Consider the following 12,415-nt stretch of genomic DNA (forward strand, 5'->3'; position numbering starts at 1 on the left):
GGCTCACCCGGTCCGCAGGCCGAACTCCATTCCGTCCCGGGCGAGTTCGTCCAGCCACTGTTCGGACCGCGGCGCCGTTCCCGCGGCGCGGCACAGGCCGGGCGGGAGCGAACCGTCGAGGATGTGGCGGACGCCGAGGGCGAGTGTGCGGGAGACGCAGCGCGCCATGGCGCTCTCGTCGGCGGTGCCTTCGAGGTCGAGGAGGTATCGGCCCGACCAACCGGCGCCCGCTTCGCCGCGTACCTCGAGGGACACCACGAGGACGACGCGGTCGCGGTCCGTGTCCGTCGTCGGGTGGGCCGCCGCGAGGTGCCGGGCGAGGGCCCCGATCCGCTCGTCGTCGCCCGCTTTCAGCTCGGCGAAGACGGCGTCCCAGGCACGCAGCCAGCCGTCGAGGCGGAGGGTGCCCCGGACGAAGGTCTCCGGCGTCCAGGCGTCGGGGAGACCGTACTGCCGGAGGAAGGGCACGCTGTCGCGGTTGGGGTAGACCTCGAAGGTCTCGCCGTCGACGACATGGGGGCGGGTCGCCTCCCAGGGGCGCGCGACCGTGGTCCGGGCACCGTCCTCGATGTATCGGGCCGGCGAGCGCAGGGCGCCCAGCACACCCGCCGGCGCCCAGCTGAAGCGGTACCTGAAGTCGTTGGGCACCGCCGGGATGCCCCCGCAGTACGACGTGAGGCGGTACGAGGCGGCCGCGTCGTCCCCGATCTCCCGGCGGGCCCGCGCGATCAGGCTGTGGGCGAAGAGGTGGTCGATGCCCGGGTCGAGCCCGCACTCGGTCAGCACCACCGCGCCGGCCGCCGTGGCCGCGGGCACCTGTTCGAGCACCGCGTCCGACACATAGCTGGAGCACGCGAAGTGGGCGCCGCTCCCGACGCAGGCGGCGAGCAGGGGGGCGTGTTCCGGCGCGGGCAGCATGGAGACCACGACGTCTCCGGGGGCGAGCGCGGCGGTGAGCGCGGGCAGCGTGTGGGCCCGGGGATCGGCGCGACCGGTCAGGCCCAGTGCCTCCAGGCTCCGTGCCGCGCGCTCCTCGGTGCGGTGCCACAGATGTACACGGTCGGCGACGTCACAGACCGCGGCCAGACCGCTGCCGGTGGACAGACCCGCGCCGATCCAGTGGACGGTGCCGCTCGCGGCCGTGGCCTCAGACGTCACGGAACTCTCCCTCGTCCAGGCCGAGTTCACGGCACGCTTGGTGGAACCGGTCGAGGCAGCGGCCCCAGGGTCCGCCGACGCCGAACTCCAGGAGCCGCGGCAGCAGCGCCGCCGAGAAGTCGGCACTCGCCTCCAGGGGCAGCAGGGACGGCAGGTTGTCGATGGCGATCAGGTCCAGGGCGGGACGCTCCCGCAGGCGGCGTACGGGGCGCGTCCAGTCCGTGGTGGTGTCGTAGACCGGCAGCACGTTGAGCGGCGATCCGACGTCGCAGGTCACGTCGCACAGCGTGCGCAGCCGGCGGCCGGGTTCGTCGAGGTCCTTGTCCGTGAGGAAGGGCGGGATCGGCCGGGTCGTGAGCACGGTGTTCACCGTCAACTCGTGCTCCAGCAGGGCGGCTCGGTCCAGATCACGGGTCTCGGCGAGATCCCAGCAGGTCGGCTCCGCCCCGGCCACGCCCAGCGCCGCTCGGGCGCCCCGGCCGCTGCGGCCGAGGGCACCGATCACCAGAGCCGACAACTCCCCTGCACTGGCGCCGAGTTCCGCGTCCAGTTCCCCCTTCGACGTGGGGTGCAACGGGACCTTCAGGGCGCCCCGGTGGTGGAGCACCGCGAGCGCCGCCCCCAGGTATCCGGCCCAGTAGCCGAAGGCGGCGAGCCTGCGTCCCTCGTCGTCGACCAGGTACTCCAGATCGAGCAGGGCGCCGCCACCGGCGAGGAACCTCCGCAGCAGCGGTTCGGCTCCCGGCTGCCGCTTGTAGGCGTGGCCGAAGAAGATGTGCCGGTGGGTCAGTCCGGCCGGTTCGTCCGGGAGTTCCTTGAGGCCGACGACCACCGTCTCCGGCGGCGCGGAGACCCAGGAGCCCGCCTCGGCGACACGGCACCCCGCCTGCTCGTACGCCTCGATCGAGTGGACCCGCTGCGGCGAGTCCTCGACCGTGAGTGTCACGCCGGCGTCGACGAGCCGTGCGGCGTCCGAGGGCACGACGGGCGTGCGCCGTTCGGTCGTACGGGTCTCGTGGCGCAGCCACAAGTGGAGCTCGGTCATACGAGGTTGACCTCCGGGCGCGGGGCGTCGGCGGCGAAGCGCTCGACGCTCAGGGGGCTGCTGTCGAGGAAGGGTACGCGGCCCAGGTACAGATCCCGGACCACCTCGCCGACCGCCGGTCCCTGGAGGAAACCGTGGCCCGAGAACCCGGTCGCGTACAGGAAGCGCGCGCACGAACGCGCCTCGCCGATCAGCGCGTTGTGGTCCGGCGTGACCTCGTAGAGGCCCGCCCAGCCGCCCGTGCGGCGCAGGTCGAGCAGGGCGGGCGCCCGCCGCCGCATGGCCTCCGCCAGCCGGGGTATCCAGCGATCGTGCGTCCCGGTCGCGAACCCGGGGGTCTCGTCGGGGTCGGACATGCCGACGAGGAGCCCCGGGCCCTCGGCGTGGAAGTACAGGCTGGTGGTGAAGTCGATGGTCATCGGGAGGCCGGGCGGCAGGCCGGGGACGGGTTCGGTGACGGCGATCTGCCGGCGCAGCGGCTGCACCGGGAGGTCCACCCCGGCCATCGCGCCGACGGCCCGCGACCAGGCGCCGGCCGCGCAGACGACCGCGCCGGTGGTGATCCGGCCGCCCGTGGTGACCACCGCGGTGATGGTGTCCCCGCGGGTCTCGATGCCGGTGACCTCGCAGTGCCGCAGCAGGGTCGCGCCGTGCCGGCGGGCTCCGGCCGCGTATCCCTGGACCACGGACTCGGGGGTGCAGTGCCCGTCGTCCGGGGAGAAGGCGGCGGCCAGCAGACCGTCTGTCGTGATGAGCGGGGACAGCCGCCGTGCCTCGGCCGGGCCGATCAGACGGCTGGGCACTCCGAGCGTGTTCTGCAGCCGCACCCCGTCCTCGAAGGCCGCGACCTCCTCGGGAGTGGAGAGGAGGAACAGGTAGCCGACCCGGTGCAGGCCGATGTCCTGGCCGGGTTCCTCCGCGAAGCGGGCGAATGCCTCCAGGCTGCGCGCGCCCAGCCGGATGTTGAGTTCGTCGGAGAACTGCGCCCGGACGCCGCCCGCGGCCCGCGCTGTGGAGCCGGAGGCCAGTTCGCCGCGCTCGACCAGCACGACGTCCCGTACGCCCGCGCGGGCCAGGTGGTAGGCGATGCTCGTGCCGATGACGCCGCCTCCGATGACGACGACCTCAGCGGTCCCGTTCACCGCCGTGCCCGCCGGGCGCGGGCCGCGTCGATCACGGCCCAGGCCGCCGCGGCGTCCTGGATGCCGAGCCCGACGCTGATGTGGAGGACGATGTCGTCGGGGCCGGTGCGGGCCCTGCGACCGCCGGTGAGGACGCCGCCGAGCGGGATCAGGTCGTCCGGTGCGAGGGTGCCCCGGGCCAGCGCCTCGACCACCGGTCCGGCGTGCTCCGCGGCCGTCACCGGGTCGTCGACGACCACCGCCGCGGCCCGCCGGACCGTCTCGGCGTCGACCTCGCTGCGAGTCGGCTCGAACGATCCCACGCTGATCACCGTGCATCCCGGCGCCAGCCACTCGCCCCGCACGACGGGCGTCGTGCTGAGCGTGCAGGCCGCGACCATCGACGCTCCGGCGACCGCCTCCTCGGCGGTGCCCACCGCCTCGACGGCGACTCCGAGTTCGGCGGCGAGCCGCTGGGCCGCCCGCGCACGCCGGCCGGGATGCGGGCTCCACACCCGTACGGACCGCAGTTCGCGTACCCGGGCGACGGCCCGCGCGTGGGCCAGCGCCTGGGTGCCGGAGCCCAGCAGGCCGAGCTCCGCGCTGTCCGCGGTGGCCAGCGCGTCGAAGGCGACGGCGCCGGCGGCGGCGGTGCGCAGGGTGGTGACCGCCGTGCCGTCCATGACCGCGGCGAGCCCACCGGTCACCGGATCGAGCGCGTTGATCACGGCGTGGACGGTCGGCAGCCCGGCCGCCGCGTTGCCCGGGTTGACGCTGCCGAACTTGGCGACGGCCCCGGTGTCCGCGGACAGCCGCGCCAGGTAGGCGAAGACCACACTGTCGTCGAAGCGGCTGGGGTGCATGATCTTGCCGGGAAGCTCGGCGGTGCCGTCACCGAGCGCGGTGAACGCCGCGCGCTGCGAGGCGATCGCCGTGTCGGTGTCGAGCAGTTCCACGACCTGCTCTCGGGACAGGTAGAGCGGTCCGGCGTCGTCTTCTGTCATTCCTCAGTGATAGCCGCCTGCGCCGTTCCGCAAAAGATCGCCTTCGCCCAGTCGCCGCCGTCCAGGTGCGGGAGGAAGTGGTCGAGGCGCTCCCGCTTGGTGAGCAGGTACCCGAGGTTCTCCTCGCACGGCGGTATCAGCAGCGGGACCTGTTCGGCGACCCTGATGCCGTTGCGCTGCAGCGACTCACGTTTGCGCGGGTTGTTCGAGAGTAGACGCACCGACCGTACGCCGAGGTCGTGCAGGATGTCCGCGGCCACCCGGTAGTCGCGGGCGTCGACCGGCAGACCGAGGGCGACGTTGGCCTCCACGGTGTCGAGGCCCTCCGACTGGAGCTTCATCGCCTGCAGCTTGGCGAGCAGACCGATACCGCGGCCCTCGTGCCCGCGGAGGTAGACGAGGATGCCGCGGCCCTCCGCGACGATGGCGCGCAGCGCCGCGGCGAGTTGGTCGCCGCACTCGCAGTGCGTGGAGCCGAAGGCGTCGCCGGTGAGGCACTCCGAATGGAGCCGGGTGAGGACGCCTTCCTTCGTCGCGTCCCCTCCGGCGTCGGCGAGATCACCGACATCCCCGTGGACCAGGACCACTTGCTCCTCGCCCCGGTCGTGGTCAAGGTAGCCGACCGCCTGGAAATTGCCGTACACGGTGGGCAGAGGGGCAATCACGACTCGTTCGACACCAGAGCGGCGCGCGGTCCCGGCAAGTACTGCGAAGTTATCTGTCATGATCTGGTTCCTAAGCAGAGTCGAAAGAAGAGTCGAAAGGCCGTGAAACATGAGTGGTTCGGGAACGCGCTCGACGGTGTCCGGTCTGTTGCCGGCGGACACCACCGAGGATGTGCGCGAGCGGGGGGCCGGTGTCACCCGTGAGGTCGCGGTGCTTCCCGTGGGAAGCTTCGAACAGCACGGGGCGTTCCTTCCGTTGGCGACGGACACGCTGGTCGCGTGCGCCGTCGCGCATGAGATCGCCGCCGCCCATCCGGTCCATCTCCTTCCTCCGTTGACGATCTCCTGCTCGCACGAGCACGCCGCGTGGCCGGGGACCGTCAGCATTTCCGCCGTCACGCTGTACGCGGTGGTGCGGGACATAGCCGAATCGCTCCGCCGCTCGGGTGTGGACACCCTGGTAGTGGTCAACGGACACGGCGGGAATTACGTGCTGGGCAATGTCGTCCAGGAATCCGCGGGCAGTGGTACGCGTATGGCGCTTTTCCCTGCCGCGGAGGACTGGGAGGCCGCGCTCGAACGGGCAGGTGTGGAGACCTCGTTGCTCACCGATATGCACGCGGGAGAAATCGAGACCTCCATTCTTCTGCACACTCACCCGGAATTGCTCCGGCCCGGTCACGAGACCTCCGACTTCGTCGCGGACGACCGGCGTCATCTGCTCACCCTCGGTATGTCCGGCTATACCGAGTCCGGCGTCATCGGCCGTCCTTCGAGGGCCTCCGCGGAGAAGGGCAGGGAGCTCCTGGCGGGGCTGACCGAGGCCTTCGGCGCGTACTTCTCGCTGCTGACGGAGAAGACGCCGCCCCCGGCGGGGACGGGCCCCTCGGCGGTCGCTGAATCCCGGCATTGATCCTGCCCTCCTGCGTTCTCCTCCCGCGGGCGTCGCAGCGCCGCGAACCAGCGGACGAACAGGACCACGACGCCGGGCAGGGCGGCGGCGAAGCTGAGCACCCCGTAGATCACGGCGACACTCAGACCCATGCCGGCGCCCAGGCCGGCCGCACCGAACGCCCAGGCCATGACGCCTTCCCTGGGACCCCAGCCGCCGACGTTGAGCGGCAGGCCCATGGCGAGCAGGGCCAGCAGTGCCAGCGGCAGCAACTCGGCCGCGGACGCGGTGCATCCGGCGACGCGGGCGGCGATCAGGAACATGGCCAGGTGTCCGGCCAGCACCACGACCGACGAGATGAGCACACCCGGCCAGTTCCCGCGGGCCAGCAGCGCTCCGCGCGCCTCGGTGAGGGCGGCGCGGACGGCTCCGTACCGGCGGGAAGGAGCGGTCGGCCTCGCCCTGCGGACCACGCCCACCGTCACGACCGAGCACACCGACACCATCGCCAGGACGAGGGCCAGCCGGCGGGCGTCCGTGAGGACCGGTGACGGCTGCGTGAGCAGGACCACGGCCCCCACGGCGACCAGGACCGCCTGTCCGGCGGTCCGTTCGAGGACCACCGCGCGCACACCGCGCCCGATGTCGCCCGCGCTCTGGCCGTGCCGTACCGCGCGGTGCACGTCACCGAGGACACCACCGGGCAGCGCCGCGTTCAGGAACAGCGCGCGGTAGTAGTCGGCGACGGCGCTGGCCAGCGGCAGCCGGATCCGCAGTCCGCGGGCCACCAGGCACCAGCGCCAGGCGCTGAACACCGTGGTGAGCAGCCCCAGTCCGACCCCGGCCAGCAGGGTGGTGGCGTCGATCCTGCGCAGCCCGTCCAGGAAGACTCCGGTGCCGAGCCGCCACAGCAGTACGCCGAGGATGGCGGCGCCGGCGACGGTGCCGAAGTGGGTGCGCAGGCCGCGGGAGTCGAGCAGCGCGCGCAGGGCGCCCGCCGGGCGCCGGCCGTCGGCGGTCGGCGCCGGTTCGGCCCGCTCGGGCGCGTGGCCGGCCGGTGTCATGTCGCCCGCCGCGGACGGGAGCGCGACGGCTCGGGCGGCCGCGCCGCGGATGCGCAGGACGACACGCCTGCCGACGGCGGGAACCGTGCCGGCGTCCACGCCGACCGTTTCCACCCCCGCGCTCACTTCGCACCGCCCGTCGGCCGCGGCGACGGCAGCGCCAGTACGTCGCTGTGGTGCACGACCACACGCAACTCGCCCGCGGCGCAGGCCGCCAGACGGTCCCGCAGGTACGATTCCGCACGCTCCGCCAGCTCGGGCCGCTGCTCGACGGCCGCACCGACCCAGCCGCGCAGCCACTCCTCGGTGAGCGCGGCCTCGGCGGGCCCGAGCCGCCAGGGACTCGGATGCACCCGGACGGTCGCGCCGTGCTGGTCGAAGGCCTCGCAGGCCGCCGTGATCGCGTCCGGGCCGAGCAGGTCCCCGCGCCGCTGGTGGGCGTTGAAGGCCTCGGCGAACTCGGCGTCCAGCGGGTCGCCGGGGGTGAACTCGACACGGCCCGCGACGGAGAGCGTCAGCAGGGCCGGGACCCCGGCGTCCGCGCAGGCCTCCGCGAGCCGGCCGATCTCCTCGCGGGTCAGCACGTCCAGCAGGGCGGAGGCCGTCACCAGCGAGGCCCCGGTCAGCGCGTCGGCGGTCAGCCGGCTGATGTCGCCGCGCTGCGTGGTGACCGTGACCCGGCTGCCGTCGGCGGCCGCGCTGGGCGAGCCCACCGTCGCGAAGTGCAGCAGATACGGGTCCCGGTCGTGCAGGACCCAGTGCTGGGCACCGTCGAGACGCGGGGCCAGCCAGCGGCCCATGGAGCCGGTGCCGCAGCCGAGGTCGTGAATCACCAGGTCGCCGCCGCGCCGGGGCAGGTTGGCCAGCCGGATGCGCAGCGGGTCGAGCAGGTCGGCCGCGCGTGCCGCGGCGTCGGCGCCCTCCCGCAACTGGAGCCACTGGGGGGCGTAACGGGGCATGTCGTCGTCGGGCGTGTCCGCGCGCCGTCCCGGTGCGCCGGAACCGCCCGGGGTGGGGCCCGCCCCGGGAACGACCTGCTTCACGCTCGCGCCCGCGGTATCGGTCCCGGCGGTACGCGGCGCCCCCTGCCGGGGAGCGTCCGCACCGGTCGCCGTCGTTTTCATGCCGCCCTCCGGGGTTCCTGCGGAAGCCGTGCCAGCACGCCCGCCAGGCTGCGGGCCGTGGCGGCCCAGCCGTCGAGTGCGGCGCGCCGGCCGCGGGCGGCCGCCTTCAGCCGGCGGCGCACATCGGCCTCGCCGAACCAGCCGCGCAGTTCCACGGCCAGGGCGGCCGGGTTCTCCGGGGGGACGAGGATGCCGGGCACCCCGCCGTCGGGCGCGCGGCCGACCGCTTCGGGCAGGCCGCCGACATCCGTCGCCAGCACCGGAATGCCCCGGGCGAGCGCCTCGGTGACGGCCATGCCGTACGTCTCGGCGTACGAGGTGAGGACCATGAGGTCGGCCGCGGCGTAGCTGGCGTCGAGTTCCGCGCCCGCCTGCGGTCCGGCGAGGTGCAGCCGGTCGCCGAGGCCGTACTTCTCGATCAGACCGCGCAGTTGGGCGACGTACGCCGGGTCCTGGGTGAGTCCGCCGACGCAGACGCAGCTCCAGGGCAGGTCGGTGACGGTGGCGAGGGCCTCGATCAGCCGGTGCTGGCCCTTGCGCGGGGTGACGGCGGCGACGCACAGCAGCCGCGAGACGCCGTCGGTGCCGGAGGCCAGCGGGGCGATGTCGGCGCCGGGGGCGGCGACATGCACACGGTCGGGGGCGAGTCCGTGGTGGGCGACGAGCCGGCGCACCGCCCATTCGCTGGTGGCGACGACGGCGGGCACGGCCCGCAGGGTGGTGCGTTCCTTCGCGTCCAGCTCCGCGGCCACGGCCGGCGCGAGTCCGGTCTCGTCGCCGAGCGGCAGGTGCACCAGGACGACGAGACGCAGCCGTTCGGCCTCGGGGACGATGATCTCGGGGACACCGCAGGCGACGATGCCGTCGAGGAGGACGACCGTGTCGTCCTCCAACTCGGCCAGGGTGCGCGCGAGTTCGGTACGGGCGGCGGCCGCGGGCCGCGGCCAGTCACCCGGGACGGCGTGCCGGTGGACCTGCCAGCCGAAGCCGGGGAGGTCCAGGCACAGCCGCCGGTCGTAGGCGTTGCCGCCGCTGGGCGCGGACGCGTCGTCGACGCCGCCCGGCATCACGAAGTGCACGGAGCGCAGGGACATGGGGATGATCGCCGCATTCTTGAGAGCGGTGTGCTGGACGGGCACGTAGTTCAGGGACGACCGGTCGCTGTTCGCGGCCGGCGGGCCGATGGTCGTGTCGGTCACAGGGCACGCTCGTAACTCGCCCACGCGATGTGTGATTCGTGCAGGGTGACCGTGATGCCCGAGAGCCCGTGGGCGCCTTCGCCCAGTGCCCCGGCGTGCACGCGCTCGGCGAGGCGGTCGGCGACGACCTTGGCCAGGAACTCCGTCGAGGTGTTCGTGTTCTTGAAGTCCGGCTCGTTGTCGAGGTTGCGGTAGTTCAACACGCTCACGACGGCGCCGAGTTCCTGGGTGGCCAGACCGATGTCGACGACGATGTTGTCGTCGTCCAGTTCGGCGCGCCGAAACGTGGCGTCCACCAGGAACGTCGCTCCGTGCAGGCGCTGCGCGGGCCCGAAGACCTCGCCACGGAAGCTGTGGGCGATCATCAGGTGATCGCGGACGGTGATGCTGAACAACGGACGACCCTCCAGGTGCGGCACGTCTGATCCCCTGCCGGGACCATGCCGTGTAGTACGGCTGCCCCGTTCTCCTTGTTCAGCTGCCTGTTCCCCTTTCTTCGCAGTCTTCTGAGGTCAGGCCGGTCGCCCGGTGCTCAGACCCCGTCGTAGACGACGCGATGGCACAACCCGGGTATCGATCCGGAGGCGAGTTTCGCCATCACGCCGGGCAGTTCCGTGAAGTCGCACTCTCCGGTGACGAGAGCGTCGAAGGCGGGCTCGGCGAGCAGTTCGAGGGCGAGCGCGAGCCGGTCCGCGTACGTGCGGCCGGGCCGGGCAGCCGGCGAAACGGAACCCACCTGGCTGCTGCGTACGACCAGGCGCCGGGAGTGGAAGGCCTCTCCCAGCGGGAGGCTGACCCGCCGGTCGCCGTACCAGCTCATCTCCAGGACGGTCCCCTCGCGGGCGAGGAGTTCCAGTGCCCGGGTGAGTCCGGCCTCGGTGGCGCTGGCGTGCACGACGAGGTCGCACTCGTCGGCGGCCTCCGCGGGCAGCGCGAAGTCGACGCCCAGGGCGCGGGCGATGCCGGCGCGCTGGGGATCGGCGTCGACGAGCTGGACCCGTACGCCCGGGAAGCGGGCCAGGAGCGCGGCGACGGAGCAGCCGACCATGCCGCCGCCCACCACCGCGATCCGGTCGCCGACCAGCGGAGCCGCGTCCCACAGGGCGTTCACCGCGGTCTCCACGGTCCCGGCGAGAACGGCACGGGCCGCCGGCACCGAGTCCGGTACGACCGTCACGGCGCTCGCCGGGACGACGTAGCGGGTCTGGTGCGGATACAGGCAGAACACGGTCCTGCCCAGCAGGCCCGCCGGGCCCTCCTCCACCTGGCCGACGCTCAGATAGCCGTATTTCACCGGTGCGGGGAAATCGCCGTCCTGGAACGGTGCACGCATCGAAGCATGCTGACTTTCCGGCACGCCGCCGCGGAAGACGAGGGACTCGGTGCCCCGGCTGACTCCGGAGTAGAGCGTGCGCACCAGCACCTCGTCCTTCGCGGGCGCCGGCAGGGCCACCTCGCGTATCTCGCCGTGGCCGGGCGAGCCCAGCCAGAAGGCGCGAGCTGTGAGTTCCATGAGCGTCCCCCTGAACGATCGAGCAGATCTTCACGTACGGAGCGGTGACAAGCCGCGCTCAGTACGCGGCGTTGATCGACTCTGTCATATGGCCGGAGGATGTGCGGTGGCCCTGAACAACACGTACGACGCGAGGCTCCTGGCTCAGGAGACCACGGTGGGAGCGGGTGTGCAGCTCCTGGTGCTGGCTCTGCTGGGCACGGCGATCGGGATGGGGCCCGCGGGCTGGCTGACCGGCCTGGCCTTCGCGATCGCCACCTGGGCGGTCCTGACCCGCGCCCTGCGCCGCTCACGCCCCCGCTCCTTCGGACCGGCCAATCGGGTGACCCTCGGCCGCGCGATCCTGGTCGGCGGCGTCACCGCGCTGGTCGCGGACTCCTTCCAGAGCTCGCCCCCGGTCTCCCTGCTCGTCGGTCTCACGGCGGTCGCCCTGATCCTCGACGGGGTCGACGGCAAGGTCGCGCGCCGCACCGGCACCTCGACCGCCCTCGGCGCCCGTTTCGACATGGAGGTCGACGCCTTCCTGATCCTCGTGCTCAGCGTGTACGTCTCGATGTCGCTCGGCCCCTGGGTGCTGCTGATCGGCACCATGCGGTACGTGTTCGTGGCCGCCGCCCGGGTCCTCCCCTGGCTGAACGCGGCACTGCCGCACAGCATGGCCCGCAAGACCGTGGCGGCCCTTCAGGGCATCGTGCTGCTGGTCGCCGGGGCCGGAATCCTGCCCCGGGAGGGGGACACGGCCGCGGTGCTGCTGGCGCTCGGGCTGCTGGTCTGGTCGTTCGGCCGCGACATCGTGTGGCTGTGCCGCCACCGTCACCAGCACACGCCGGAGCGTCCGCGGAGCGTCCGCGAGCTCGCCGAGGTCGGCTGAGCGGAAGGACCGGGACGGACGGCCGGGGGCCGTCCCCGCGCTACCGGTAGCGCGGTGAGCCGTCCCACACGACAGGTACGCGAGCGGTACGGCGGAGAGCCGTCCCACGGGACCGGCGTCGCCGGAGGATCACTCCCGTGAGGGCGAACGCGCCGGAGGCCGTCCCCCACTTGTGGGCCCACGGCTCCGAACAGGGCCGCACCCGGCCCCGCACTCTCCCGAGTTGCGTACCGGGCCGGACCTTCGTACCGCCGGACCGGGCCGCCGGCGCCCCCGCACGCATCGGGGCGCGTCCACCGCACGCGTGCACTCCTCGCGTCCGCCACACGGGTCCACTCCTCGGGTGCACGCGTCGCGTTCACCGCCCGCGCGCGCTCCTCGCGTCCACCGACGGCGTCACTCCGGAAGGACGCGTGCCCGCCGTGCGGGCCGCCGCCCGGCGCGATCCGCCGGGCGCCGCGCGGCGTGCCGGGTCTGTCACGGAGCGCAGTACAACCGCGACGCCCCCGACGTACACTTCAAGGGCAAGTCCCTCGCCGACGTCCTGTCCACGACCTTCGGGGTACGCCCGGACCTCCTCGCGCAGCGCGCGATCGTCCTCCGGCACTCCGGGACGCTCCATCACGTCGGACCGGGGTACGGGAATTCCGGTCGGCCCGCCACGACGCTCCCTGTCCTCGGCGAGCCGGCCACGGTCTGCACCACGACGACGTGCGCCACCTGCTCGCCCTCCTGCACGGGCCAGTCGACACGGGCCCC

General features: G+C 73.2%; 11 protein-coding genes and 1 pseudogene. 2 read left to right on the plus strand and 10 right to left on the minus strand.

The window, feature by feature from the left end; genetic code table 11:
* Positions 1-3 precede the first annotated feature (3 nt).
* The 5 genes from GFH48_RS08775 to ribA are packed head-to-tail and all read right to left on the minus strand — an operon-like array spanning position 4 to position 5,053.
* Complete coding sequence (locus tag GFH48_RS08775) at positions 4-1,158, minus strand: saccharopine dehydrogenase family protein (RefSeq protein ID WP_153287725.1); 1,155 nt, start codon at positions 1,156-1,158, stop codon at positions 4-6.
* The gene (locus GFH48_RS08780) at positions 1,148-2,203 is read right to left on the minus strand and encodes a saccharopine dehydrogenase (RefSeq protein ID WP_153287726.1); all 1,056 of its coding nucleotides are present in this window, start codon (positions 2,201-2,203) and stop codon (positions 1,148-1,150) included. Before GFH48_RS08780 ends, GFH48_RS08775 begins: the two co-directional genes overlap by 11 nt.
* Positions 2,200-3,345: an NAD(P)/FAD-dependent oxidoreductase gene (locus tag GFH48_RS08785; protein ID WP_153287727.1), complete on the minus strand. Its 1,146-nt coding sequence runs from the start codon at positions 3,343-3,345 to the stop codon at positions 2,200-2,202. The genes GFH48_RS08780 and GFH48_RS08785 overlap by 4 nt, the downstream gene beginning before the upstream one ends.
* Positions 3,342-4,328 (minus strand): ornithine cyclodeaminase family protein, encoded by a 987-nt coding sequence (locus tag GFH48_RS08790; RefSeq protein ID WP_153287728.1) that lies wholly within the window; start codon positions 4,326-4,328, stop codon positions 3,342-3,344. Before GFH48_RS08790 ends, GFH48_RS08785 begins: the two co-directional genes overlap by 4 nt.
* Entirely contained in the window at positions 4,325-5,053 is a 729-nt protein-coding gene (ribA, locus tag GFH48_RS08795; protein ID WP_153287729.1) for a GTP cyclohydrolase II, read from the minus strand. The genes GFH48_RS08790 and ribA overlap by 4 nt, the downstream gene beginning before the upstream one ends.
* A gap of 49 nt (positions 5,054-5,102) precedes the next feature.
* Between ribA and GFH48_RS08800 the strand changes: the two genes are divergently transcribed.
* Entirely contained in the window at positions 5,103-5,906 is an 804-nt protein-coding gene (locus GFH48_RS08800) for a creatininase family protein (protein WP_153287730.1), read from the plus strand.
* A gap of 89 nt (positions 5,907-5,995) precedes the next feature.
* Here GFH48_RS08800 and GFH48_RS39045 read toward each other — a convergent pair.
* The 5 genes and pseudogenes from GFH48_RS39045 to GFH48_RS08825 form a co-directional block, all read right to left on the minus strand.
* Positions 5,996-6,949: pseudogene (locus tag GFH48_RS39045) on the minus strand (lysylphosphatidylglycerol synthase transmembrane domain-containing protein); the annotation flags it as partial.
* Between the two features lie 122 nt (positions 6,950-7,071).
* Entirely contained in the window at positions 7,072-8,073 is a 1,002-nt protein-coding gene (locus GFH48_RS08810; protein ID WP_228120457.1) for a class I SAM-dependent methyltransferase, read from the minus strand.
* Positions 8,070-9,272, minus strand: coding sequence for a glycosyltransferase family 4 protein (locus GFH48_RS08815; RefSeq protein WP_228120459.1), 1,203 nt, complete (start codon positions 9,270-9,272; stop codon positions 8,070-8,072). The genes GFH48_RS08810 and GFH48_RS08815 overlap by 4 nt, the downstream gene beginning before the upstream one ends.
* Positions 9,269-9,667, minus strand: coding sequence for a 6-pyruvoyl trahydropterin synthase family protein (locus GFH48_RS08820; RefSeq protein WP_153287732.1), 399 nt, complete (start codon positions 9,665-9,667; stop codon positions 9,269-9,271). The genes GFH48_RS08815 and GFH48_RS08820 overlap by 4 nt, the downstream gene beginning before the upstream one ends.
* Positions 9,668-9,804: 137 nt before the next feature.
* Entirely contained in the window at positions 9,805-10,785 is a 981-nt protein-coding gene (locus tag GFH48_RS08825; protein ID WP_153287733.1) for a zinc-dependent alcohol dehydrogenase, read from the minus strand.
* 106 nt (positions 10,786-10,891) lie between these two features.
* Here GFH48_RS08825 and GFH48_RS08830 point away from each other — a divergent pair, with 106 nt between their 5' ends.
* Positions 10,892-11,656, plus strand: coding sequence for a CDP-alcohol phosphatidyltransferase family protein (locus GFH48_RS08830; RefSeq protein WP_153287734.1), 765 nt, complete (start codon positions 10,892-10,894; stop codon positions 11,654-11,656).
* Positions 11,657-12,415 lie beyond the last annotated feature (759 nt).

This window comes from Streptomyces fagopyri (assembly GCF_009498275.1).
In the GTDB taxonomy this organism is placed as follows: domain Bacteria; phylum Actinomycetota; class Actinomycetes; order Streptomycetales; family Streptomycetaceae; genus Streptomyces; species Streptomyces fagopyri.